At 59.5% G+C, this 25836-nt stretch carries 20 protein-coding genes; 12 read left to right on the top strand and 8 right to left on the bottom strand.

Going from position 1 to position 25836, the window contains the following annotated elements; translation table 11 throughout:
• Positions 1–166: 166 nt before the first annotated feature.
• A complete protein-coding gene (locus P0O24_RS07280; RefSeq protein ID WP_316969086.1) occupies positions 167–1087 on the bottom strand; it encodes a hypothetical protein in 921 nt (306 codons plus the stop codon).
• 553 nt (positions 1088–1640) lie between these two features.
• On the opposite strand from P0O24_RS07280, the gene P0O24_RS07275 reads away from it, so the two are divergent.
• Positions 1641–2597, top strand: a complete 957-nt coding sequence (locus tag P0O24_RS07275) for a hypothetical protein (RefSeq protein WP_316969085.1) — start codon at positions 1641–1643, stop codon at positions 2595–2597.
• An 84-nt stretch (positions 2598–2681) separates the two neighbouring features.
• Here P0O24_RS07275 and P0O24_RS07270 read toward each other — a convergent pair whose 3' ends face one another.
• The 4 genes from P0O24_RS07270 to P0O24_RS07255 all read right to left on the bottom strand — a co-directional run bounded on the left by P0O24_RS07270 (position 2682) and on the right by P0O24_RS07255 (position 6103).
• Positions 2682–3536 (bottom strand): phosphate ABC transporter substrate-binding protein, encoded by an 855-nt coding sequence (locus tag P0O24_RS07270; RefSeq protein ID WP_316969084.1) that lies wholly within the window; start codon positions 3534–3536, stop codon positions 2682–2684.
• A gap of 128 nt (positions 3537–3664) precedes the next feature.
• Positions 3665–4741 carry a 5-amino-6-(D-ribitylamino)uracil--L-tyrosine 4-hydroxyphenyl transferase CofH gene (gene cofH / locus P0O24_RS07265; protein WP_316969083.1) on the bottom strand — a complete coding sequence of 359 codons (1077 nt, stop codon included), beginning with the start codon at positions 4739–4741 and terminating at the stop codon, positions 3665–3667.
• Positions 4738–5190 carry a methyltransferase RsmF C-terminal domain-like protein gene (locus tag P0O24_RS07260; RefSeq protein ID WP_316969082.1) on the bottom strand — a complete coding sequence of 151 codons (453 nt, stop codon included), beginning with the start codon at positions 5188–5190 and terminating at the stop codon, positions 4738–4740. The genes cofH and P0O24_RS07260 overlap by 4 nt, the downstream gene beginning before the upstream one ends.
• A gap of 16 nt (positions 5191–5206) precedes the next feature.
• Positions 5207–6103, bottom strand: a complete 897-nt coding sequence (locus P0O24_RS07255; RefSeq protein WP_316969081.1) for an RsmB/NOP family class I SAM-dependent RNA methyltransferase — start codon at positions 6101–6103, stop codon at positions 5207–5209.
• Positions 6104–6343: 240 nt separating this feature from the next.
• Between P0O24_RS07255 and P0O24_RS07250 the strand changes: the two genes are divergently transcribed.
• Together P0O24_RS07250 and P0O24_RS07245 are read left to right on the top strand one after the other, a co-directional pair.
• Complete coding sequence (locus tag P0O24_RS07250; protein WP_316969080.1) at positions 6344–6574, top strand: TRAM domain-containing protein; 231 nt, start codon at positions 6344–6346, stop codon at positions 6572–6574.
• A gap of 45 nt (positions 6575–6619) precedes the next feature.
• Complete coding sequence (locus tag P0O24_RS07245; RefSeq protein WP_316969079.1) at positions 6620–6850, top strand: TRAM domain-containing protein; 231 nt, start codon at positions 6620–6622, stop codon at positions 6848–6850.
• 92 nt (positions 6851–6942) lie between these two features.
• On the opposite strand, the gene mfnA is transcribed toward P0O24_RS07245, so the two are convergent.
• Both mfnA and ppsA read right to left on the bottom strand, forming a co-directional pair.
• Positions 6943–8076, bottom strand: coding sequence for a tyrosine decarboxylase MfnA (mfnA, locus tag P0O24_RS07240; RefSeq protein WP_316969078.1), 1134 nt, complete (start codon positions 8074–8076; stop codon positions 6943–6945).
• 35 nt (positions 8077–8111) lie between these two features.
• On the bottom strand, positions 8112–10382 hold the full coding sequence (gene ppsA / locus P0O24_RS07235) for a phosphoenolpyruvate synthase (protein WP_316969077.1): 2271 nt from the start codon (positions 10380–10382) through the stop codon (positions 8112–8114).
• Positions 10383–10577: 195 nt separating this feature from the next.
• Between ppsA and P0O24_RS07230 the strand changes: the two genes are divergently transcribed.
• The 7 genes from P0O24_RS07230 to acs (P0O24_RS07200) all read left to right on the top strand — a co-directional run bounded on the left by P0O24_RS07230 (position 10578) and on the right by acs (P0O24_RS07200) (position 23043).
• Entirely contained in the window at positions 10578–11756 is a 1179-nt protein-coding gene (locus P0O24_RS07230) for a molybdopterin molybdotransferase MoeA (RefSeq protein ID WP_316969076.1), read from the top strand.
• A gap of 144 nt (positions 11757–11900) precedes the next feature.
• Complete coding sequence (gene cobT, locus P0O24_RS07225; RefSeq protein ID WP_316969075.1) at positions 11901–12938, top strand: nicotinate mononucleotide-dependent phosphoribosyltransferase CobT; 1038 nt, start codon at positions 11901–11903, stop codon at positions 12936–12938.
• Positions 12939–13122: 184 nt separating this feature from the next.
• The gene (locus P0O24_RS07220; protein WP_316969074.1) at positions 13123–14310 is read left to right on the top strand and encodes an AI-2E family transporter; all 1188 of its coding nucleotides are present in this window, start codon (positions 13123–13125) and stop codon (positions 14308–14310) included.
• A 66-nt stretch (positions 14311–14376) separates the two neighbouring features.
• Complete coding sequence (locus tag P0O24_RS07215; protein ID WP_316969073.1) at positions 14377–15612, top strand: tRNA (N(6)-L-threonylcarbamoyladenosine(37)-C(2))-methylthiotransferase; 1236 nt, start codon at positions 14377–14379, stop codon at positions 15610–15612.
• Positions 15613–15884: 272 nt separating this feature from the next.
• Entirely contained in the window at positions 15885–17879 is a 1995-nt protein-coding gene (gene acs, locus P0O24_RS07210) for an acetate--CoA ligase (protein WP_316969072.1), read from the top strand.
• A 624-nt stretch (positions 17880–18503) separates the two neighbouring features.
• Positions 18504–20492 carry an acetate--CoA ligase gene (acs, locus tag P0O24_RS07205; RefSeq protein ID WP_316969071.1) on the top strand — a complete coding sequence of 663 codons (1989 nt, stop codon included), beginning with the start codon at positions 18504–18506 and terminating at the stop codon, positions 20490–20492.
• A 562-nt stretch (positions 20493–21054) separates the two neighbouring features.
• Positions 21055–23043 carry an acetate--CoA ligase gene (gene acs / locus P0O24_RS07200; RefSeq protein ID WP_316969070.1) on the top strand — a complete coding sequence of 663 codons (1989 nt, stop codon included), beginning with the start codon at positions 21055–21057 and terminating at the stop codon, positions 23041–23043.
• A 141-nt stretch (positions 23044–23184) separates the two neighbouring features.
• On the opposite strand, the gene P0O24_RS07195 is transcribed toward acs (P0O24_RS07200), so the two are convergent.
• Positions 23185–23529, bottom strand: coding sequence for a HesB/IscA family protein (locus P0O24_RS07195; protein ID WP_316969069.1), 345 nt, complete (start codon positions 23527–23529; stop codon positions 23185–23187).
• 136 nt (positions 23530–23665) lie between these two features.
• Here P0O24_RS07195 and fen point away from each other — a divergent pair, with 136 nt between their 5' ends.
• Together fen and dph2 are read left to right on the top strand one after the other, a co-directional pair.
• On the top strand, positions 23666–24676 hold the full coding sequence (gene fen / locus P0O24_RS07190) for a flap endonuclease-1 (protein WP_316969068.1): 1011 nt from the start codon (positions 23666–23668) through the stop codon (positions 24674–24676).
• Positions 24645–25658 carry a diphthamide biosynthesis enzyme Dph2 gene (dph2, locus tag P0O24_RS07185; RefSeq protein WP_316969067.1) on the top strand — a complete coding sequence of 338 codons (1014 nt, stop codon included), beginning with the start codon at positions 24645–24647 and terminating at the stop codon, positions 25656–25658. Before fen ends, dph2 begins: the two co-directional genes overlap by 32 nt.
• The last annotated feature ends 178 nt before the right edge of the window (positions 25659–25836 follow it).

Genomic DNA, 25836 nt, shown 5'->3' with positions numbered 1-25836 from the left:
GCATCGATTATATTCAAGGGGCAGAATCATTGGATTTAGGCGGATGGAGAAAAATGGCCTTTGACCTCTGGCGGTCCGGATGAAGAGAGGGACGTAGAACGACCTGCTCAGCCCCCCTCTATACCACCCGTTGACGCCAGATCGATCGCTTCCGCCCGTTCGGAGATCATGCTGTAGGAGCGGCGGGATAGGGGCCGAAGATGAGGCTCGGCCCCACCCCCGTCTCCCGGGATTTGAAGGTGACTTTGTAGTCGGTGTCGCCGACGGCCAGGAGGAGGAAGGATATCTTCCCGCCCTCAGCCCCCTTGAGCTGCTCGGAGACGTCGAAGGTGAATACCTCATCGCTGCCGAAGTTCATCCCCACCTGAGCGAGGTCGACGTCCTCGCCGCCGGTGATCAAGAAGAAGGTGGCGAGGATGTTCAACGCCAGGGCCGTAGGGCTGGAGCTCTCGGACCATTCGGAGGTGACCGGCGCCATGAATATCCCGGCCATCTCGTCGCCGATCTTCTCCACCGACTCCGCCTTGAGGACGAGGACGGCGACGTCGTCGGCCCCGACCTCAAGGCCAGATAGATCGAACTGGATCATCACCATCCCGGGGAATTCCTCTTCCAGTCCATCGCCGCCCACAAGGTACATCGATACCAGCCGATCGTCGTTGTAGGCCTTCCCTGCCGTCAGGTCGACGTAGAGGTCGGCGGTGGCGGCAAGGACCTTCATGGAGGTCGAGAAGGAGGAGGGCGCCCCGACGTCAGCCCCCCCGACCGGGGAAGCCAGGGGCAGGGGTTCGGCCTCAGGGGAAAGCTCTTCGGGAGCCGTCTCGCCTTCGCCGTTCTGGATGGCTAAAGCGCCCGCCTCTTCTATCTCGTCAGACTCCATTTCGGCAGCATCATCCTCGATGCTGACGGTCGCGTTGGCGCCATCCACCGAAGAAGCTTCATCTACGAGGGATGAGATATCGTTCTCATCCCCTTCAACGCCTTCCAACAGATCCGTCTCGGGGAGATCGTCCCCTTCTGCCGACGCCATCGATGAGGCGGCAAAGACCGAAAGGACGATCATGATGCGAAATAACTCTCTATACATATCGAACTCATCTCCCTTTATCAGAATTATCAGAGCTTAGCTTGAATAAATCTCTTTCCATAGAAAATGACGGAAGACTGGCACCTTCCCCGAGTCGTCTCAAAAACGCAGCTCCTGGATTCGGTGCCGCCGGTCGGGATACCCCCCGTCTTCGGATCTCCGCATGGCGGCTCGCCGACCCCACCCCCACCCCCCACCCACACCCAAAGAACAAGTAAACTTAAATAAGAACAAAATATTTGTACCAAAAATGTTTGCTATAAGTAAAGATTAATTGATTAAGCGGTGGGATCTCCGAGCCTTCCGACCTTTTCCGCCCGATGGCATCTGGTCAATGCGTCTCGATCCTGCAAGACCGGATCCTGAGCCCTCGTCCTCTGGGATGGGATCGGGGCGCCGGCCTCTGAGGGACTTTTTTCGAGTTAATTGTAACTGATTTAAGAGAAGATATGAACAATTTCCTAATTTTAAGGATAAATCAGACTTAGAAAAACATATATAGCAAAAAATGCCATGTATGCCCCAAATTATAGCAGAAAGAATCGGAGGAGGGATGAAGACGGTAAGTACAGGGACGATTATGAGGATCACGGCGGCGCTCCTGGTGATGCTGGCGGCCACAGCCCCGGCATGGGCAGCGGGAAATCCGGCGGGTTACTACATGAAGAACACACAGACTCTGGAGCAGGACGTGGAGGGAGAGGGTTATGCCATGGTGTATCAGAAGGTGAACACCAATACACTCCAGCTGAAAAACTACATGCACGGCAGCGGGAATATGGACGCTGCGATCCTGTTGAGCTCGAATCAGAGCAAGGGTATGTATTACCCCCAAGACCGGGATACCCTCAGGTATTTGGCCGCGAAGTATCCCGAAATGAGCGATATATCCTTCGTCGAGCAGAACGAGATGACCTACTCGCCGATTGCGATGGTCTACGGGACGGGGTATTACGAGAAGAACCCTATAGTCTACAATTCCAAGCTGAAGGAGAGGACCGAGGCCAAGAACTATGACGGCAGCGCTTGCAGTAGTACTAATAGTCTAGGTGTCTCGATGCTCCACCAGATCGAGTACGCTTCGGCGTTCAAGAAGGACATAGGAGTCGAACTAAAGAACGAAGAAAAGAGCTCCGGATACAGCTCAAGTCCCAAAAATGGACTCACCAGCACCAGCATGAAGATCGAGGAGGAAGTGATCGAAGGAGCTGTGCATATCGGTCAGCTCATGACGAAAGATAGCGAGGGATGGAAGAAACCCCTCATCGAGATCGACGAGAACTACATCGGGACCTTCAGGATCACCAAAGATATGGAGATCAGCACCAGCTGCACGGGCTCCAAACCGAGGGCTGACTGGCTCTCCTGCTGCTTCGGCGGCTACGACGGGATGGACGATGGCGACAAGCTCTGGGGCGAGGAGGAGGTCTTCGACTGCACATGTCGGGACGTCGCCTGGGAAGACGCCTGGAACGACACATCCCAGGCCCAGCACTGCAGAACCTGTTGATCAAAGATCACGATGGTAAACGAGAGGCGCTTGACGCCGATGGCCCAAGCGCCGCTCCCTCCAACTTATTTTTGTCTTCAATTTTTAGCCCGAGGATAGAGCTGCCGCGGGGAGGAAACCTATCTCCTCCACCAGAAACTGGCCGACTTCCCCCAGGAGGAAGTCTATGAAGACCTTCTCGCCGGCGTCGGGCTCGTCCCAGGTGATGACGTAAAGGGGACGGGTGAGGGGATAGGTCCCGTTCCTGATGCTCTCGGCGGTGGGGACGACCCCATCGTAGGCGACCGCCCGGAGGGGGCCGTCCTGGACGTAGTTGAAGCCGAGGTAGCCGATGGCCTTATCGCTCTTGGTTATGGCGGTCTTCATCTCGGCGTTGTTCTGGGTGTATGTGTCGGCTCCCAGGGTCTCCGTCGCCAGGTTCCCCATCACCATCTCGTTGAAGAGGTCGCCGGTCCCCGAGCCGACCATCCGGGCGACGGCGTAGATCTCCAGATCGGGCCCCCCCAGATCCTTCCAGTTCGTAACGTTCCCGTCGTATATCCCCCGGAGCTGTTCCCTCGTCAGGTTCGTAACGCCTCCATCGTATATCGATCGGCTGACGGCGATGCATATGGCGTCGTAGCCTATCAGATATTCCCTGAAGTTGTCGCCGTAGAGGGCGACCTCCTCTTCCCTCACCTCCCGGGAGGACATCCCGATGTCGGAGAAGCCGCTGGCCACGTTCTTTATCCCCACCCCGGAACCGCCGACGCCGCTGACGGTCACCATGATATCGCTATGAAGAATGTTGAACTCCTCGGCGGAGACCTCCACCAGGGGCATCACCGTAGTCGACCCGGTGACGGTGACCGTCTCAAAGCCGATGGCCCAGGAGGTCTCCGCCAGGGCGAATAGTACCACCACTGTGCAGACGAGCGCCAAAGAGGACGGTTTGTTCAATAGATCACTCCCTTCAGTAGAACTGCTCGTACTATATGATATTTGTTGTGGGAGTGGGAGAAAGATAACCGGAGATCTTCCAAAGTTACGACATGCTCTGGGAAAAGAGGGGAGAGGGTTGGAGGAGGTCACCTCACCCGGCGGTAGAGGGTGGTCCTCTCGACGGGGACCCTCCCGTTCCTCTCGATCAAGTCGCAGAACTGGCGGGGGGTCATCCACTCCCCCTCCACCGCCCCCGCGGTCCGGGATATATTCTCCTCCATCAGGGTCCCCCCCAGGTCGTTCACCCCCCAGAAGGTCGCCTTCCCCGCCATCTCCCGTCCCAGCTTCACCCAGCTCGCCTGGATGTTCCCGATGAGGGGGTGGAGGGCGACCCTCGCCAGGGCGTGCATCTTCAGGTTCTCGAAGGGGTCGATCCTCCGGGACGACGGCCCCAATTCGTTGTTTCCCGGCATGAAGGGGAGGAGGACGAACTCGGTGAAGCCGCCGGTCTCGGCCTGGATCTCCCGGAGGAGGAGGAGGTGGCTGATCCGATCCTCCAGCCTCTCCAGGTGGCCGTAGAGGATGGTGGAGGTGGTGGGGACCCCCAGCCGATGGGCGGTGACTATCACGTCCCGCCACTCCGCCGTCGAGAGCTTCGAAGGGCAGATCTCCTCCCTCACCCGGTCCACCAGGATCTCGGCGGCGGTTCCCGGCATCGATCCGAGGCCAGAGGCCTGGAGCTCCCTTACCGACTCCTCCACCGTCGTCCCGGAGTTCTCCGACATGTAGAAGACCTCCATGGGGGAGTAGGCGTGAAGGTGCATCCGGGGATAGTTCTCCCTCACCGCCTCCAGGATCCGGCAGTAGTCCTCCAGGACGAGGCCGGGGGCCAGCCCCCCCTGGATGCAGATCTCCGTGGCCGAAAATCTCTCCGCCTCCTCCACCCGGGCCAGGATCTCCTCCTCGGAGAGGAGGTAGCCGTCGTCCCGCCGAAAGGCACAGAACCTGCAGCTTCCGACGCACCGGTTTGTGAAGTTGACGTTTCTGTTGACGACGTAGGTGACGACGTCGCCGCACCGCTCTTCCCGAAGGAGGTTAGCGAGCCGAAATAGCCTCACCGGCTCCTTCCAGAGGGCGAGGAGAGCGGGTCCATCGAGAGGCCTCCCCGGGGAGAGGAGGCGGTCGTCGGAAGAGGAAACCTCCGCCACCCCAGACGAGATCATCGGCCGCAGCCCTCCGGAGAGCTCTCGATCTCCTTTCCCTCGATCCTCCGCTCCTTGGGAAGCTGGCTGATCAGCTCGCCTCGAGAATATAGACCGCATCCCAGGACATCCCCCCGATGAGATACCACCACGTACCCGTCCTCCAGATCCGCCACAAGGCTCTGCCTCTTCCCGGCTATGAACCTTCTCGCCTCTCCGTCGGAGAGGTCGACGGCGTTCTTAGTTGCGAAGCGGCCAAAGAGCTGGAGGGCGTAGGTCGTGGGCTTTGGGACCCGCCCCCGGACGGAGAGGAACCGGAGGCCCACCGCCTCGAAATCCAGGTCCGGGACCTGGGGGAGGCTGAAGGCCCAGACGTTGCGCCCCCTCAGAAAGAAGCTGACGCCTTCGAAGGCCTCGGGGGGCATCCCGAAACGAGACCCCATCATCTCCGCCACCTCGCCCCCGTCCATCGGCGAGAAGGGCGGCCTATTCCTTAACGAGCTTTGCGACAAAGAATCCTCCCGTATCGTTTTTATGGGGATAGTACCTGGCGCATCGTTTCATCTCATCTCCGAAGAGAGACGCCCCCCAAATAGATAGGCCTGGTGAGCCCTCGAGGTTCGGGACGGAGACCTCCTGGAGGCTCAAACCCCGGACCTGGTCCAGGACCCGAGATACTACTCCCTCGTTCTCCTCGGGGGCGAAGGTGCAGGTGGAGTATACGACCGTCCCACCGGCCTTTGCGACCTCCACCCCCCTTTTTAAAAGGGCGACCTGGAGCCGCTGGAGGCCGAGGGAGCGTTTGAGGCTCCACCGGTCCAGGACTTTTGGGTCTTTCCTCGCCATCCCCTGGCCGGTGCAGGGTCCGTCGACGAGGACCCGGTCGAACTTTTGGGCTGGAAAGCGGCGGCCGTCGTACCTGGTCACCGCGACGTTGATCGCCCCCGCTCTCTCGCAGTTGGAACGGAGGGACGCCACCCTGCCGTTGGCGGGATCGTTCGCCACCACAAGCCCCCGGTTCTCCATCATCATGGCGATCTGGGTCGTCTTGGACCCGGGGGCGGCGCAGAGGTCCAGAACCCGCTCTCCTGGCCTCGGGTCCAGGACGACGGCAGAGACCATCGATATCTCCTCCTGGAGATGGATATGGCCCATCAGGTTCTCGACGAGGTTTCCGGGCTTCTCAGTCTGGAGCATGATGCCGAAGGGATACCAGGTGAAGGGGCGGCAGGCCACCCCAGCCACCTCCAGCCGGCATAAAAGCCGATCCCGGTCGGTCTTGAGGGTGTTGATCCTGGCGGTGGCCGGAAGGGGTCGATAGATCGCCTCCATGAACCGGTCGAACTCCGGGATATCATCCCCGTACCTCGCAAGGCCGTCCATGACGGCGCAATCCGCGTTAATAGGATATATTCCCAGCCGTCGGGGGGATGGAGAGCTGCGACCCGCCGGCGCCGTCGACTTCTCCGGCTCAAGACCCCAGAGGTCTCACCTCGAACGGCGATCCTGCGAAATAAACCCCGACTGCACCGACCTCATGAGCACAAGGGTTTAATAGTCGTAAGGATCTGTGGGCGATGCGGCAGACTGTTCGGCAGTTTTTCGCTAAGGACGGTGAGTTGTTTGTACGGCAATGATAGAGGTTCTTTCCGAGGCGATAGCTTCGCACCCTCAGCACCCGTTGAGGCCGGAAAGGAGTATGATGTTGAGATCGAGGACGTCGCCGAGAAAGGGGACGGAATCGCCAGGGTAGAAGGTTTCGTAATATTCGTCCCGGAGACAAAGGTCGGCGACCAGGTGACGATCGTGGTAGATCGGGTTATGCAGAGGTTCGCCATCGGCCATAAGGCCTGAGCTTTCAGATCATCATATCTCTTTTAATGAGGACGGTGAAGTCTTTTGTACAGAAGTGATAGAGGTTCTTTCCGAGACGAGAGCTTCGAGACGACAGCTCCCGTTGAGGTCGGAAGAGAGTACGACGTGGAGATTGAGGATATCGCAAAGCAGGGCGACGGGATCGCCAGGGTCGAGGGTTTCGTCATATTCGTCCCCGAGACGAAGGTCGGCGACCACGTCACCATCGCCATCGACCGTGTGATGCGAAGGTTCGCCATAGGCCATAAGGTCTGAAGGCGACGGACTCCTATTGATAAAAAGGTTCAGCCCCGGTGGGCTGAAACCCCTTTTATTTTCGGATTTAAAATCGATCGGAGGGGGCGGTCTCAGCCGCGTCTCTTCAACACATCTCGGAGATCTTCTAGGAACAGGTCGACGCTCTCGGCCGTCGAATGGGGCATCAGGATCAGCCTCAAAGCCTTCGGGCACCTCGTCGTCGATACCCTCCACCGCCGTTCCAGGAGGTCGGCTCTGACCCCCTCCGGATCGTCCATCCTCAGGGTGACGACGTTCATCACCGGCTCGATCGCCGGCTCGACCCCGATCTCTCTCGCCCCCGCCACCATCCGCCTCGACAGGTCCATGCATCGATCGATGACCTTCTTAAACCCCTCCCTTCCGAGATGGTTCATAACAGCCCATATGGCGGCGGCGGCGGCCCCGCTCCTCGTCCCCGTCAGGGCCTTGGGCCTCGCCACCGTCAGGTACGGTGCGTAGGCGGCGAGCCGCTCCAGATCTTCGGGACGTCTGAAGAGGAGGCCGCCCCCGGGGATCGTCGCCATCCCCATCTTGTGAGGGTCGATGGTGATGGAGGTGACGGCCTCCACCGTGAAGTCCCACCTCCATTCCCCCTCCAAGAAGGGGAGGACGAAACCCCCAAAGGCTGCGTCGACGTGGAGGTGTATCCCGGAGTCGAGGGCGATCTCTCCCATCTCGCCGATGGGGTCGACCTGACCGAACTCCGTCGTCCCCGCGATCCCCACAAGAGATACTGTCTTATCGTCGATGAGGGACTCCACGGAGGCGAGGTCCGCCTTGAGATCGTCGTCGAGATCCGCCTTTCTGATCTCTATGGATAGAAGGTCGCCGATCTTGTCGAAGGAGAAATGGGCGGACTTTGGGACGACGATGTTTCCGTCCCGAAAGCTGTGGGCGTTCCTCGCCGCCCTGATCGCCTGGATGTTCGACTCCGTCCCCCCCGTAGATAGGTAGCCACACGCATCGGGATATCCCAACAGCTCCGCCATCATCCTCACAGCCTCCGCCTCCAGCTCGGCGGAGCCGGGGAATAGACCCGGATCGCCGAGGTTCGTCTCCTGGAACCTCTCGTGGGCGAGGAGCGCTATCGGGTGGGGTGGGGTGCACATGGAGGAGAAGATCCTATGGTAGGAGAGGTCCTTCTCCCTCATCCTTTGGAGGCCTTCCATGACCTCCTCTTCGGACTTGCCCTGATCTCTCAAAGGTTATCCCTCTATGGGATGATCTGCGCCAAAGATCACTCCTCTCTAGCCGCCCTCAGCATGATGATCTGCTCGGCCCTGGCCACCGTCTCCCGGACGGTGGCGACGGCGTCGATGTTGGCGGAGATGCTGGTGATCCCTATCTCCACCAGCCTCTTGGCCATCTCGGGGTAGGACCCGGCCTGACCGCAGATGGAGCTTTTGACCCCCGCCGCGTTGCACCGCTCGACGACGTACTCGATGAGGGTCAAGACCGCTGGATGGAGCTCGGAGTAGAGGTCGGCGACGTTCTCATTGTTCCTGTCGACGGCGAGGGTGTACTGGGTGAGGTCGTTGGTCCCGAAGGAGACGAAGTCGATGCCGTCCTCGATGAAATCTTCGATGGTGAGGGCGGCCGCCGGGGTCTCCACCATGATCCCGACGTCGATCTTCTCGAGGTCCAGTCCCTCCTCCACCATGAGGGCCTTGGCTCTTCTGAATTCGCTGACATGTTGGACGAGGGGGAGCATGATCCCGACGTTGGAGAGGCCCATATCGTGGAGCTTCTTGAAGGCCTTCATCTCCAGCCGGAAGTGGTCCGTCTCCGTGAGATCCCTTCTGATCCCCCGCCATCCGAGCATCGGGTTGTGCTCGGAAGGCTCCTCCTCTCCCCCCTCCATCCCCCGGAACTCGTCGGTGGGGGCGTCGAGGGTCCTGACCCAGACGGGCTTGGGGTAGAAGGCCTCGGCGACCGTCCTGACGCCGCCGACGAGCTCGTCGATGTACTCATCCTCCTTTCCTGCCTTGATGTAGTACCGGGGGGTCTTGCCGAGCCCCAGGATCATATGCTCGATCCGGAGAAGGCCGACGCCGTCGGCGAGGGTCGCGGCCGCAGCCTCCGCCGCCTCGGGCATGCTGACGTTCACCTTAACCTCCGTCGCAGTTATCGGCTTGTAGGCGAAGGAGACGGTGGTGCCCGCCGATTCCGCCGACTTCGCCCTCTTAAGCCGCCCCTCGTAGACCTTCCCCTTTCCTCCGTCGACGGTTATAATCATCCCGTCGGAGAGGACCTTCGTCCCCTGCTTGGTTCCTACGACGGCCGGAAACCCCAGCTCCCGGCTGACTATGGCGGCGTGGCACGTGAGGCCGCCCTCGTCGGTGACGATCGCCCCGGCCCTCTTCATCGCCGGGACCATATCCGGCTCCGTCATCACCGTGACGAGGATGTCCCCCTCTTTGATCTTATCAAGATCCCCCAACCCCGATACGACCTTCACCTCGCCGGTGGCTACCCCGGGAGATGCCGCAAGGCCCGTGAGGATGACCTCTCCGCTCCCCATCGCCTCCTCATCTTCGCCCTTTGCACCCTTCGTTATCGTGGTGATGGGCCTCGACTGGAGGATGTACATCTTCCCCTTCTCGTAAGCCCACTCGATATCCTGGGGGATGCCGTAGTGCCTCTCCAGGAGGTCCCCCTGGGCTGCAAGCTCCAGGATCTCCTCGTCGGAGAGGACGAGCTTCTCCCTCAGGTCAGGGGGGGTGTTTTCCGTCACCGTCTCACCGGTCTTCTTGTCCCGGAAGATCATCGTCTCCTTTGCGGCGATCGACTTGGAGACTATCCTCGATCCCTTCCTGTCGACGACGTAATGGTCCGGGGATACCGACCCGGAAACGACGGACTCGCCGAGCCCCCAGGCAGCCTCGATGATCACCTCAGGCTCTCCGGTGGTGGGATGAGAGCTGAACATAACCCCCGACTTTTCAGCATCCACCATCTTCTGGACGGTGACGGAGATGTTCACCTTTTCGTGTTCAAAACCCCTGTCTACCCGGTAGAAGATCGCCCTCGCCCCGTAGAGGGAGGCCCAGCACTTCCGGACCGCCTCGAAGACCTGGTCCTCACCCCTCATGTTCAGGAAGGTCTCCTGCTGCCCCGCGAAGCTGGCGTCGGGGAGGTCCTCGGCGGTGGCGCTCGACCTGACGGCGACGAAGACCTCTTCGCCCTCCCGCTCGCACATCTCCCGGTATCTGCTCCGGATCGCCTCTTCGATATCCTCGGGGACCTTCGCCTCCAGCACGAGGCTCTTGGCCTTATCCGCCGCCCCGTTGAGGGCCGCCGGATCGTGGACGTCCACATTCAGCGCCTCGAAGATCCCGTCAGAGATCCCCGATCGGGTAATGAAATCTCTATAAGCCTGCGCGGTGACCGCAAACCCCCCTGGTACGGGAGCGCCCACGTTTATCATCTCGCCGAGGCTTGCGCCCTTACCGCCGACGACGGCGACGTCGTCTTTACCGACTTCTTCCAGCCAAACAACAGCATCCATGGGATATCCACCTTCTTTCTAGGAAGCGAAATTTCGATCTATAATGCACGATCTTGTTGCGGAGAAATGGCGGCGGGACCGTATATATCTGTTTTCACGGGAAGGGGCAGTATACAGATCAGACCGCCGATCCCTGGAATGAAGGCACCCTCCCGACGGAAGGCTAAAGAGAAGGGGATCAATATAGCGTCCACCATGTTCAAAGAGCTTGCCGCCGCCTCCGGGGCCCTGAAAGCCCTCCTGGATAGGTCCGGACCTGTGACGATATCGGAGGCTGTCCATCTCGCCGCCGCCCGGGGGAGGGTTCTTTCGGAGGATTTGACATCTCCGGTGAACCACCCCGCCTTCGAGAGGGCGGCGATGGACGGCTACGCCGTAAGTGCGGCGGATACGAGGGGGGCAACTCCCCTCGCCCCCGTCCTCCTCAATATAGACGAGGTGGCAGGAGGGGGAAGGTGCGTTCCCGTGCGGACGGGAATGGCGGCGCCTCAGGGGGCCGACGCCGTTTTGATGAAGGAGGACGCCATCGTCAGGGGACGGGAGGTAGAGGCGACGGCGGAGCTCCACCCTTACAAGAACATGGCAGCCGTCGGCGAGGACGTCGGCCGGGGGGAGAAGATATTGAATGAAGGCCACCGCCTCAGGCCCCCCGACATCGCCCTCCTGGCGTCCCTGGGCCTCTCGACGGTCCGGGTCTTCGAGAGGCCGAAGGTCGCCATAATCCCCACGGGAAGCGAGCTCGTCCCCCCCTTCTCGGCTAAGGAGCTGAAGCCGGGCGAGGCCCGGGAGACGAACAGCCTGATGATCGGGATGTACGCCGAGATCTGGGGCGGATCGGCGAGGATGAAAAACCTGGTGAGAGACGACCCCCGGCTCATCGGCGAGGCGATCGCCGAGAACCTCGACGCAGACCTGATCCTGATATCCGGGGGCACCTCCGTAGGGGACCAAGACTACGCCCCCCCGATCCTCGCGGAGATGGGCGAGCTGCTCGTCCACGGCGTCCGGATCACCCCCGGAAAGCCGACGGCCCTGGGGATCGTCGACAATAAGCCGGTGATCTGCCTTCCGGGTTATCCGGTCGCCGCCCTCGCCGCCCTCTACATCTTCGCCCGCCCCCTCATCACCATGATGGCCTCCCGGACCGACCTTCCCCGGACCGTCCCGGCAAAGCTCGCCGGAAAGATCGCCTCCCGCCCCGGATACCTCACCTTCGCGCGGGTCGCCCTGGAGGGCGGCGTCGCGACGCCGATCATGACCACCGGGGCCGGGATCTTGAGCTCCGTCGCCCGGGCAGACGGGTACGTCCTGGTGGCCGAGGAGGTGGAGGGCCGGGAGAAGGGGGAGATGGTGGAGGTAAATTTGATCGAGTGATGTTGGGGGGGGACGCAATCGATGTCATCGGCCCACTGTCGAAGATCCTTCGGCAATCTGCCTTAACCGCCGATCAAGTAAAATTTACTTGTTTTAACTCTTCTGGCGTTGAGTTTTTATACCCCGCGAGGCACCAGATTGATCATGCGAGACTGGATATCCCCTCACTTTGATTACCGGCCAGAGAGGCCCCTCTTCCTCTGCGTCCTCTCCAACACCGACACCGGCAAGATCCCCGGGGTGAGCGCCGCCGGCGCCTCTCCCGACCTCACCGACTACACCCCCAGCGCCGACGCGGAGCTCGTGGAGCTCCACAAGATCGTGACCATCCCGGCGATCCCCGAGTCCCCGGAGGGGGCGACGACCCCGGCGGTGGTGACGAAGGCCGCCCTCAGCCTCTCGGGAATCCCCTCCCTCTTTGTGACGAGCGGCCTGCGGAGGAAGCCCGCCGTTCCTTTCGTCGACATGAACGGCTCGGCGGGAAGCGACATCAGGTTTGAGACGGCGATCCCCGACGCCGCCGATATCATGGAGCGGTCTGCTCTTCTGGGAAAGAAGCTCGCCAATTTTTCCGACTGCATCTTCATCGGCGAGTCGATAGCAGGCGGTACGACGACCGCCATGGCGGTTATGCAGGCCCTGGGATACCCCGGGAAGGTCTCCAGCAGCCTTCTGAATCACCCCATGGCCAAGAAGCAGGAGATCGTCGACGCCGCCCTGGAGAGGTGCGGCGCCTCCTTCGGCTCCATGAGGTCAGACCCCCTCAAGGCCGTAAGGGAGGTGGGAGACCCCATGATCCCCGCCGTCCTGGGGCTTCTGAAGGGGCTCGCGGGGACGAAGGTGGTCCTGGCGGGAGGCACCCAGATGGCCGCCGTCCTCTGCGCCGCCGACGCCCTGGGGATCAAAGGCGACGTCTCCATCGCCACCACCAGGTACATCGTGGAGGATCGAAACGCGAGCTTCGTCGAGACGGTGGAGACCCTCGGGAGGGAATGGTACATGGCAGATCCGGGGCTGGAGAGGTCGGCGATACCAGCCCTCAGCTGTTACGCATCCGGATCCGCCAAAGAGGGGGTCGGCGCCGGGGGTGCGGTCCTGGCGGCGAGCCTCCGGGGGATAACCCAGCAGGAGATCGTGGAGAGATCGGACAGGGTCCTTATGACGGTGGAGCTGCCGAAGTGATCATCTATCTCGCGATATCGACCGGCCCACCGTGGCTCACCGCCCCATGAGATCGACCGCTCGATGAGATCAAGGCAGCGATGGCGAGATCCGGGGGGCTTCGGGCGAGGTCTGGGGGTCAGCCACCCCCTCCGGCAAAGCTATTTATCGATACGCCGCCTCAATCTGAGGCGAGGAGAGACCGTTGGAAAGAGACTTCAGATCCCAGATAGCAGAGAACGCCTGGATCCTGATCCCAGTCCTCTTGCTCCTGATCCTGATAACCTACTTTCTCTTCCCCCTGATGGACGGGATCATCCTGGGGGTCGTCTTCGCCTACGTCGGAAGGCCCATAAAGGAGAGGTTCGGCAAGCGCGAGCGGCTCGGGTCGGTCGTCGCCACCACCGCTATCGTCCTTCCCATCGCCCTCATCCTCGGCCTCGGAGGCGTCGAGGTGGTATCCCAGCTCAACTGGGCGGTGGAGAACCAGGCGGAGATCATCCGAAGGGCAGGCTCCTTTTTGGCCGAAGTTGAGACGCCCCTGGCCGGAATCGATATACTCCCGGCGATCTACGAGATACCTCCCGCCATCTACGATGACCTGACCGGGAGCCTGAGGACGATGATCGAGCTTCTGGCGAGGGTCCTATCTAGTTTTCCCATTTTTTCATACGGAATGTCCATAATTCTGACGGGGCTGAACCTCATCGCCTCGATATACGTCTGCTACTTCCTCCTGATGGACGGGAGAAAGCTCGCCGCTGGGATCGCCACGATCCTCCCCACAGAGAACCTGGCGATATACAAGAAGTACGAAGAGAGGATAGACAGCATCCTCTCCGGCATATTCATCGGCGCCATCTACACCTCCATCCTCAGCGGCATCCTCTCGGTGATGGTCTTTTACGCCTTCGGAATCCCCAACCCCTTCGCCCTGGCGGCCCTGGTCTTCATATCGGGGCTGATCCCGGTCCTCTCCTCCTGGCTCGTCATCATACCGATATCCGCCTACAGGTACTTCGATATGAGCCCCTTCGACGGGATCCTATTCTTCGTCGTCTCCTCGGCGATGATATACATCCCTTCAGACCTTATAATAAGGCCCTACATAGTCTCGATGAAGTCGACGATCCATCCCCTCCTGGTGGTCCTCGCCTTTGTCGGTGGCGTTCTGGTGGCGGGGATCGGCGGGTTCTTCCTGGCGCCGGCCCTGATGGGGTTCGTCGTCGGAGTATACCAGATCCACAAGGAAGAAAAGATGTCGATGCAGATCGGCGAAGGGCCGAAGATCGATCTCAAACCCCCAGGATCGGATGCGGACTCCTCCCCTCCGGAGCCTGCCAGAGGGTCGGCTACCGCCGATGATCCTGCATTTGAAGAGAAGGGGAATTGAAGAGGAATTGGACGCGCCTTAGACGCGCCTGGGGCCGAGGCACCAAGACCCGTGGAAAGGTCATAGATGAGATTTTATCTGGAGACTTACGGCTGCGCCGCAAACCGGGGAAACTCTGAGGCGTTCTCCGCCGCCCTCGTCGAGAGGGGGCACCTGCCCGCACCCCTTGAGGAGGCGGATCTGGTGATCGTAAACACCTGCGCCGTCACCGAGAGGACCGAGAGGGATATGAAGAAGAGGCTCTCGCAACTCCAGGGCGAAAGGCTCGTCGTCGCCGGCTGCCTCCCCTCGGCGATCCCCGAAGCGGTCCGGGATATAAGGTGCTGCGAGGTGGTGGGGGTCCTAGGCAGCACATCAGGCCGGAAGATGGCAGAAGGCTTCCGTCCCGAGGGGCCGGGATGCCGCCCCCACAGCCCCCACTGGAGGCTCACCGCCGTCGTCAACATCTCGGAGGGGTGCCTGGGAAGGTGCAGCTACTGCATCGTCAGAGGGGCGAGGGGGGCGCTAGAGAGCAGGACCGTGGATGAGGTCTCCGAGGATGTCCGCAGCCGTCTGAAAGAAGGGGCGGTGGAGATACAGCTCGCCTCCCAGGACGCCGCAGCTTACGGCCTGGACCGGGGGTCGAGCCTCCCGGAGCTCGTCGACGCCGTGGCCGGGATCGGTGGAGACTTCAGGGTGAGGGTAGGGATGATGAACCCGAGCCTGGCAAGGCCGATCCTCGAGGATCTTATCAGATCCTACGAGAACCCCAAGATCTACAAGTTCCTCCATGTCCCCGTCCAGTCGGGGTCCGACCGTGTCTTGGCGGAGATGAAGAGGGGCTATTCGTCCCGGGATTTCCTGGATATGACGGCCCGGCTCAGGGCGGCATTTTCCGATCTCACCGTCTACACCGACGTCATCGCCGGCTTTCCGGGAGAGACGGAGGAGGACTTCGCCGCCACCGAGGCCCTCATCCGAGAGGCGGAGCCGGATAAGGTCAACGTCACCATGTACTCCTCTCGACCGGGAACTGCCGCGTCCAGCCTCCGCGATATGCCCTCCAGGTTCAAGAAGGAACGCTCACGGCGGATCACCCGCCTCTGGCAGGAGATCGCGGGGCTGAGAAACGACAGATACCTGGGTGAGGAGATCGTCGCGCAGGTGACGGAACGGGGGAGGGGGGAAACGGTGATGGCCAGGAGCCAGAACTACAGGAAGATCGCGGCTTGCGAACCCCTCCGTCTCGGAAGCTTCCATCGATTCAGGATCGTGAAGACGACCCCGTTCTACCTTGGGGGAGAGGTCATAATTCGCGAATAGTCCAGACCCGCCGACTCAGCTGTTTTGGATTTTCATCATGCTCGGATGCTGAGTTCTCTACATTTTCAAATCCATAACGATTAAAAAGCCACTAACCTTATTAATCATGAAGATTACTTATGGACATGACCCCGGCGTTAGTTCTCCAGATCGAAACTGAGAGAACGCTGGGCAGATTCTAGATGGATATAAACGGGTTCTAGTCGGACTGCCCAGGGATCTGGGGAGAGAAGTGTGCAAAATATTCGGCGTTTGATTAAGGAGGGTTGAAATTGGCTGAAGCAAAAACCGGAAAGACGAAGGTGTTTCAGGAAGAGACTCGAATCTTTGAGCCGCCAAAGGATCTGGTGGAGAACTCCAACGTGATGAAGTACATGAAGAAGAAGGGGTTCAAGACCGAGAAGGAGCTGCGGGGGTGGTGTTCCAAGAACTACATCGAGTTCTGGGACGAGATGGCGAAGGAGTACATAGACTGGTTCAAGCCCTACACCAAGGTGATGGACGACTCGGATATGCCCTACTTCAAGTGGTTCACCGACGGCGAAGTCAACATCACATACAACTGCGTGGATAGACACGCCAAGGGGGCCAAGAAGGACAAGGTCGCCTACATATGGGTCCCGGAGCCGACGGACCAGGCCACCCAGAAGATCACCTACGGCGACCTATATAAAGAGGTCAACAAGTTCGCCAACGGCCTCAAGAGCCTCGGCCTGAAGAAGGGGGATAGGGCAAGCATATACATGCCGATGATACCCCAGCTCCCCATAGCCGTCCTCGCCTGCGCCAAGATCGGCGTAATCCACAGCGTCGTCTTCTCAGGCTTCAGCTCCAAGGGCCTCTCGGACAGAGCGGCGGACTGCGGCTCCAAAGTCATCATCACGACCGACGGCTTATTCAGGCGCGGAAAGCCGATACCCCTGAAGCCGAACGTCGACGAGGCCCTGGAGGGCGCCCCAACCGTAGAGCACGTGATCGTCTTCAAGCGCGCGGGCTTGGACGTGGCCTGGAAGGAGGGCAGGGACGTCTGGTGGGACGACCTCGTCGCTGACAAGTCCGAAGAGTGCGAACCGGAGAAGCTCGACCCGGAGCACAGGCTCTACATCCTCTACACCTCCGGTACCACCGGAAAGCCGAAGGGGATCGAGCACGCCCAGGGCGGAAATGCCGTAGGACCGGCCCAGACCCTCCACTGGGTATTCGACCTGAAGGAGGACGACGTCTGGTGGTGCACCGCGGATATCGGATGGGTCACAGGCCACTCCTACATAGTCTACGGGCCCCTAACCCTGGGGGTTACGGGGATCATGTACGAAGGCTCTCCTGACTTCCCGGACTTCGGGAGATGGTGGGGGATCATCCAGGAGCACAAGGTGACAAAGTTCTACACCGCCCCCACGGCGATAAGGATGTTCATGAAGCAGGGGGCTGAGTGGCCTGACAAATACGACCTATCGAGCTTGAAGCTCCTCGGGTCCGTCGGCGAGCCGATCAACCCCGAGGCGTGGATGTGGTACCGCGAGCACGTCGGCGGAGGCAAGCTCCAGATCATGGACACCTGGTGGCAGACGGAGACCGGCACTTTCATCTGTTCCCCGCTGCCGATCACGCCGCTGAAGCCCGGATCGTGCACCTTCCCGCTACCCGGATTCAACACCACCATCTACGATGAGGAGGGCAACGAGGTCCCCCTGGGTGAGGGCGGAAACATCGTCAACGAAACTCCGTGGCCCTCGATGCTCAGGGCTTTCTGGGGCGACAAAGAGAGGTTCATGAAGGAGTACTGGCAGTTCTACTGGGACACCCCCAAGCGCGGCACCTACCTCGCCGGCGACAAGGCAACCCGGGACAAAGACGGGTACTTCTGGATCCAGGGTCGTATCGACGACGTCCTCAGCGTCGCAGGCCACAGGATCGCCAACGCCGAGGTGGAGTCTGCCCTCGTCGCTCACCCCAAGATCGCTGAGGCTGCCGTGGTAGGAAAGCCCGACGCGGTCAAGGGCGAGTCGATCGTCGCCTTCGCCGTCTTGAACGTTGGCGTCGAGCAGAGCCCCGAGCTCGCCAAGGATGCGATCTCCTTCGTCAGGAAGACCCTCGGGCCCGTGGCGGCTCCTTCGGAGGTCTACTTCGTCAACGACCTACCGAAGACGAGGTCAGGCAAGATCATGCGCCGTGTCGTCAAGGCGAAGTGCCTGGGCAACCCCACCGGCGACATATCCACCCTCCTGAACCCCGAGGCTGTTGACGGCATACCGCTCATCGTTTAGATGAGCGACTCTTTTTTTATTTTTGATCTTCCCGTCAGAGAGCGAGGGCGTCGATCTTCGACCGCACCCATCTAGTTCACCTCCGGAGTCTAAAGAGGGAGGATGATGAGACGCATAGATGCTGCCCGCAGGAAGGATATAAAAAGATATTATTTATATTTATAAAAATTATAATAAGCGAGGCACCTTTTTATACCTGTATGTCGACGGTTCATCCAGCCTTATGATGGGTTATTCCTCAATTATCAGGGATCCAGATGGGGGCGATCATCGTTGAGGTTGCTGAAAATCTCAATTCTACATTTGGAATTAAGTTTTTTTAATATCCTTAATAATTGAGCAAAAAACATCATGATAAATCATTATAATATTTGTTCTCGATAGATTTATAAACAAAGGAAGTACACGATAGTCAGGTGTTACCAGAGCAGCTCCACGAATTCGAGGGGATATCCTGCCAGAGCCGAATCCTGTCCGCTCAATTGCCCCGAAAGACCGGATCTGAATCTGCACCTATCATCAGACAGGTGATGGGATCGGTCTGCACCTATCATCAGACAGGTGATGGGATCGGTGTGGAGAAGCTGGAACATCCCAATTTGAGGGTTAAAAGGAGGATTTTAATTGGCTGAAGGAAAAACTGGAACGACCAAGGTTCTGATGGAAGAGACGAGGATTTTTGAGCCGCCAAAGGACCTGGCCGAGAACTGCAACGCCTGGCAGTGGGGAAAGAAGAAGGGCTTCAAGACCGAGAAGGAGATGCGGGCCTGGTGCGGCGAGCACTACCTGGAGTTCTGGGACGAGATGGCCAAGACCTACGCCGACTGGTTCAAGCCATACGACAAGGTGATGGACGACTCCGGCATGCCCTACTTCAAGTGGTTCACAGGAGGCAAGATCAACGTCTTCTACAACTCCGTCGAGAGGCACATCAAGGCTGGAAAGGGCGCAAAGGTCGCATATCACTTCATCCCGGAGCCGACCGACCAGGCCGAGAAGGCATACACCTACCAGGAGATCTACGAGACCGTCAACAAGCTGGCCAACGGCCTCAAGGGGCTCGGCGTCGTCAAGGGAGACAGAGTCTCCATCTACATGCCGATGGTCCCCGAGACCGCCATGGCGATGCTCGCCTGCGCCAAGATCGGCGCCATTCACAGCCTGGTCTTCTCTGGTTTCAGCTCCAAGGGGTTCGGAGACAGGGTCGACGACTGCCAGGCGAAGGTCGTCTTCACCTCCGATGGGTTCTACAGGCGCGGCAAGCCTTTGCCCCTCAAGCCCCAGGCAGACGAGGCTATCAAGGAAATAGGCAGCGTCAAGAACGTTATCGTCCTGAAGAGGACCGGCCTTGAGGTCCCATGGAACCAGGGCAAGGATATATGGTTCCACGAGCTCATCAAGGACCAGTCAGCCGAATGCAAGACAGAGGAGCTGGACGCCGAGGACAGGCTCTTCATCCTCTACACCTCCGGAACCACCGGCAAGCCCAAGGGGATCGAGCACGCCCACGGAGGGTACTGCGTCTCCCCACCCCAGACACTCCACTGGGTCTTCGACCTCAAGGAAGGTGACGTATGGTGGTGTACAGCCGACGTTGGCTGGATCACCGGCCATTCGTACGTGGTTTACGCACCCCTTTCTCTTGGAGCAACCAGCATCATGTACGAGGGTTCCCCCGACTTCCCGGACTTCGGCCGCTGGTACAAGATCATCCAGGACCACAAGGTATCCGTCTTCTACACTGCGCCCACAGCCGTCCGAATGCTGATGAAGCAGGGCGAGGAGTGGCCCGAGAAGTACGACCTATCCAGCATAAGGCTGCTGGGATCCGTCGGCGAGCCCCTCAACCCCGAAGCGTACATGTGGTACAGGAAGAACTTCGCCTACGACAAGGCCCCCATCATGGACACCTGGTGGCAGACCGAGACCGGATGCTATGTGATATCCCCGCTGCCCATGACCCCCTGCAAGCCAGGATCCGTGGCGTATCCCCTCCCCGGCTTCAACACCACCATCTTCGACGAGGACGGAAACGAGGTCCCCCTGGGAGAGGGCGGAAACATCGTCAACCCCACCCCCTGGCCCTCGATGCTCAGGGCGTTCTACAAAGACGAGGTCCGGTACAAGAAAGAGTACTGGGAGATGTACTGGAACACCAAGCCCGGCACCTACCTCGCCGGCGACAAGGCGACGAGGGACAAGGATGGCTACTGGTTCGTCCAGGGCAGAATCGACGACGTCCTCAGCGTCGCAGGCCACAGGATCGCCAACGCCGAGGTGGAGTCCTCTCTGGTGGCCCACGCAGCGGTATCCGAGGCTGCGGTCATCGGCAAGCCCGATGAGGTGAAGGGCGAGGCGATCGTCGCCTTCGTCATCTTGAAGAAGGGAGTCAGCCCCTCCGACGACCTAGCCAAAGAGCTGAAGACCCACGTCAGGACCACCATGGGACCCCTGGCGATACCCGCCGGCGTCTTCTTCGTCGACGACGTCCCCAAGACCAGGTCCGGCAAGATCATGCGCCGGGTCATCAAGGCCAAGGCTCTCGGAAACCCCACCGGCGACACTTCAGCCCTCGCCAACCCCGAGGCTGTGGACGGCATCCCCCTCATCTGAGGGAGGCCGGCCACATTCTACCTTTTTTATAATTTTTTTAGATGGCCCTTTATGGCCTCTTTCGGCTTTCTTCGATTTTGATGGATAGATTACGTCATATCTGCTGGTCGCCCCCGTCTCTCTCAAAGACCCACGACCATCCCGCCCCGCCATTCAACCCGCCGCGCGCCGCGAAGAAGTACTAACCCCGATATGCCAGATTACATCCTCATCTTTTCGCCTCGAACCCGTCGGGGAATCAAATCCACTTTTTGAATTAAAAATGTGCAAGATCTTTGACAATTAAACATCATATATCGTTATAATTCCTTATAAAACGGCATTTTTCGACACATTTATAAACGAGAAGAGGAAGATCGCATCAACGTTTCCGAGGATGCCCCGGAATAAAATGAAGATGCTGACTCATGGGCGCGAAAGATAGACGCGAACCCGTGATTCGTGGCTGCCGGGAGGTTTGCGCTTCATTCGACGCAGATAGTAGTTTCGAGGTCGATCTCGTCGCGGAGAGGGGACTATTGCGGAAACGGTTTCAAGCTGAAAGTAGAAAGGAGGTAGAAAAGTGGCTGAAGGAAAGACTGGAACCACAAAGGTTCTGATGGAAGAGACGAGGATTTTTGAGCCGCCAAAAGACCTCGCCGAGAACTGCAACGCGTGGCAGTGGGCGAAGAAGAAGGGCTTCAAGACAGAACAGGAGATGCGAGACTGGTGCGGCGAGAACTACATCGAGTTCTGGGACGAGATGGCCAAGACCTACGCCGACTGGTACGAGCCCTACACTCAGGTGATGGACGACTCGGAGAAGCCCTACTTCAAGTGGTTCGTCGGCGGCAAGATCAACATGTTCTACAACGCCGTCGAGAGGCACATCAAGGCTGGCAAGGGCGACAGGGTAGCATACCACTTCATCCCCGAAGCTACAGACCAGCCCGAGAGGGCATATACATACCAGGAGATCTACGAGACCGTCAACAAGCTGGCAAACGGCCTCAAGAGCCTCGGCGTCGTCAAGGGAGACAGAGTCTCCATCTACATGCCCATGCTCCCCGAGACGGTCATGGCGATGCTGGCATGCGCCAAGATCGGCGCCATCCATAGCCTGGTATTCTCCGGATTCAGCTCCAAGGGGTTCGGCGACCGAGTCCAGGACTGTGAGGCGAAGGTCGTCTTCACCGCCGACGGGTTCTACAGGCGCGGCAAGCCCATGCCCCTCAAGCCCCAGGCCGACGACGGCGTCAAGGACGCAGCAAGCGTCAAGAACGTCATCGTCCTGAAGAGGACCGGCCTTGAGGTCCCATGGACCGAAGGGAGAGACGTCTGGTTCCACGAGCTCGTAGAGAGCCAGTCTGCGGAGTGCGAGACCGAGGTCATGGACGCCGAGGACAGGCTCTTCATCCTCTACACCTCTGGGACCACCGGCAAACCCAAGGGGATCGAGCACGCCCACGGAGGATACTGCGTCGGCCCCGCTTACACCTGCAAGTGGGTCTTCGACCTCAACGAGGATGACGTCTACTGGTGCACCGCCGACGTCGGCTGGATCACCGGCCACTCCTACGTAGCCTACGGCCCCCTCTGCCTCGGGATCACCAGCATCATGTACGAGGGTTCTCCCGACTATCCAGACTTCGGCCGCTGGTACAAGATCATCGAAGACTACAAGGTCACCGTCTTCTACACCGCTCCGACGGCCGTTCGGATGCTGATGAAGCAGGGGACCGAGTGGCCCGAGAAGTACGACAGGTCCAGCGTCAGGCTGCTGGGATCCGTCGGCGAGCCCCTCAACCCCGAGGCGTACATATGGTACCGGAAGTACTTCGGAAACGAAGTCTCCCCCATCATGGACACCTGGTGGCAGACCGAGTCTGGGTGCCACGTAATATCCCCGCTGCCCATGACCCCCTGCAAGCCAGGATCCGTCGCATACCCCTTGCCCGGCTTCAACACCACCCTCTTCGATGAGGACGGAAACGAGGTGCCCCTCGGTTCAGGCGGAAACATCGTCAACCCGACCCCCTGGCCCTCGATGCTCAGAGCCTTCTACAAGGACGAAGTCCGGTACAAGAAGGAGTACTGGGACATGTACTGGAACGTCAAGCCCGGCACCTACCTGGCTGGCGACAAGGCGACGAGGGACAAGGACGGATACTGGTTCATCCAGGGCAGAATCGACGACGTTCTCAGCGTCGCTGGCCACAGGATCGCCAACGCCGAGGTGGAGTCCGCGCTGGTAGCTCACAAGGACGTCGCTGAGGCGGCAGTCATCGGCAAGCCCGACGAGATAAAGGGAGAGGCCATAGTCGCCTTCGTCATCCTGAATACGGGCGTTGAGGCGACCGACGACTTGATGAAGGCCCTGAGGACCCACGTCAGGACTTCACTTGGCCCCCTGGCTATACCCGCGGCAGTCATCCCCGTCCAGGACGTTCCCAAGACCAGGTCCGGCAAGATCATGCGCCGCGTCATCAAGGCCAAGGCCCTCGGAAACCCCACCGGCGATACCTCCGCTCTCGCCAACCCCGAGTCGGTGGACTACATCCCTCTGATCTGAGGGTGATACTCAAAAAAGCAGTATTGAGAGGGGGATTGACCCCTCTCTCAACATTTATTTTCCTAAATCATGGGGTTTAATGTTCAGAGATGTATAAACGCAGCCAATAGATCCTGCCCGGAGGATTTAAAACCGGAATTATCAGCATCCACAACCCCCGTGTTCGTGTTCTTCTCCGTGGTCGTGGCCGCAGCCACAGCCATCCCCCTCTTCAGGCCCCTGAATCAGAAAACCCTTTCCCAGCTCTTCGGTGTCCACATAGTCTATGATCGTCGGGCTGTCTCCCAGAATCTCTGCGTCCTCGGGGGTCATGTGAACATTTATGCCGTTGCTCTCATATATCACATCCTCGTCTTCGGGGTCTCCCCATGCCAGGACGTAGTTTGCGCCGGTGGCGTCGGTGGCGGCCAGGATCATCCTGACGACCCGCCCTTCTATCATGCTCCCTTTCAGAACTTCTGCGGCCACGTCTGTTATATCGATCATCGTCATCACCTACCTACTAGCCTTTATCTACTCCTCGTTCAACGGATATTTAACTTTGGGATCAGAAAGGCGGAACCGATTAGAGGGCGCTGTTGAGAAGGACCGTAGAATTGAACGATTAAAGGGCGGAGTCCTTATGGGAGTCGACTTGGGAGATCTCCTGGAACGGGAGAATATAGAGATAAAGGAGCTTTCGGGGAGTTGGATCGCGGTGGACGCCTTCAACACCCTCTACCAGTTTCTGAGCATCATCAGACAGAAAGACGGAACCCCCCTCAAGGACGGGTCGGGGAGGACCACCTCCCACCTCTCGGGGATCCTCTATAGGATGACAAACCTCCTGGAGGCGGGGGCGAAGGTCGCCTTCGTCTTCGACGGAGAGCCGCCACGATTCAAGAGGGGGACCCTCGACCAGAGGGCTGAGACCCGGTCCAGGGCCCAGGAGATGTGGGAGCGGGCGAGGGAGGAGGGGCTTGACGGCTTCAAGTACGCCCAGGCAGCCACTCGCCTCGGCGACGATATGGTGGCAGACTCTAAGCGGCTCCTTGAAGCGATGGGAATTCCGGTCATTCAGGCACCATCAGAAGGGGAGGCCCAGGCAGCCTTCATGGCGATCCGGGGGGACGTCGATCTCGTAGCAAGCCAGGACTATGACGCCCTCCTCTTCGGCGCGCCACAGGTCGTTCGGAACATGGCGGTCACCGGCAAAAGGAAGCTTCCTGGAAAGAACGTCTACGTCGACGTCCAGCCGGAGGTGATCGACCTCGCCCGGGAGCTTTCCCGCCTCGGGATCGATAGAGAGCAGCTCGTTGATATAGGGATTCTCTGTGGTACCGACTACAACGTTGGGCTGAGACGGGTCGGGCCCAAGACCGCCCTGAAGCTGATAAGAGAGCACGGAACCCTGGAGAGGGTCTTGAAGGCGAGGGGAGAGACGATAGAGGATGCCGTCGAGATCAGGGAGTTATTCCTCCACCCCCCGACAGACAACGATTACGAGATCGAGATGAAACGGCCTGACGCTGATAAGGTGATGGCATTTCTCTGCGATGAGAGGGATTTCTCGCAGGAGAGGGTTGAGAAGGCGGTCAAGAGGCTAGAGGAGGCGGTGAAGGTTGGGCAGAGCACCCTCGACAAGTGGTTCTAGCTCTGAGCTTTACGACCTTGACCTGGATCAGGCCCTGGACCTGATCAAGAGGTCGGGGGCAAGGAAAGTAGGGGTCCAGGTACCAGAGGGGCTTAAGAGGAGGGTCTCGGCGATCGCAAAAGAGATGGAGGAGAAGACCGGCGCCGAGGTGATCATCTCCGGTGACCCGTGCTACGGGGCCTGCGACGTCGACCTCGACCTCTGCAGGGCGACGGATTTGGTCATCCACATCGGCCACTCGGAGATGCTCGTCGGCGACCCCCTCCACGACAAGGTCGTCTACGTCGAGGCGAAGATGGAAGCCGACGTCCGGGAGGCGGTCGAGAGGGCGGCCGACCTCGTCTTAGCCCGGCGGGTCGGCGTCGTCACCACTGTGCAGCACGTCCACCGGATGGAAGATATCGTTGAAGTCCTGGAGAAGAGGGGGATCGAGGCCGTCGTCCGACCAAGAGGAGGCAGGACTCATTATCCGGGACAGGTGCTGGGATGCAACTATGAGGCCGCCCGATATGCGGACGTAGAGGAGTATCTGTTTGTCGGGACAGGTCGATTTCATCCCCTTGGCGTCGCCCTCGCCACGAAAAAGAGGGTGTTGGCTGCAGATCCCGTGACTGGAGAGGTCGCAGTAATCGATCCAACGCCGATGCTGAAGCGTCGCTACGGAGCTATAGCCAGAGCTGGTGACGCCGAAAGGATCGCGGTTATCGTCTCCAAGAAGCCGGGGCAGAAGAGGATGGATCTTGCGAGGAAGATGGCGGCTCTCGGAGAAGAGCACGGAAAGGAGATGGTTCTGGTCTACCTGGACAGAGTGGTGCCCGATGTTCTGGTCAACCTGGGGGTGGATGCCGCCGTCTGCACCGCCTGCCCGAGGATCGCCCTCGACGACCAGGCGAACTATCCAGTCCCGATCCTCACCCCCCCGGAGTTTGAGGCTCTTCTGGGGGTGCTAAAAGGGGACTATCTCCTCGATGAGATCGAGTAGGGTTTCTCGCAATCCCTTTCTTAAGCAAAATAAGCGAATGGGACCAGCTACAAAAGAGCTACCGCTAATAGGATTATCGCCGTTTCAATGAGAGAAGAGATATTAGGTGAATGTGGCAGCGATCCATATTTCCCGAGGGCTCGCGCACCTGAGTACCGTATGGAACGTGGACGGGCTT

Origin of the sequence: Candidatus Methanocrinis alkalitolerans, assembly GCF_029167205.1 — an archaeon.
Lineage (GTDB): Archaea > Halobacteriota > Methanosarcinia > Methanotrichales > Methanotrichaceae > Methanocrinis > Methanocrinis alkalitolerans.
This window is presented reverse-complemented; position numbering and strand designations above follow the sequence as displayed.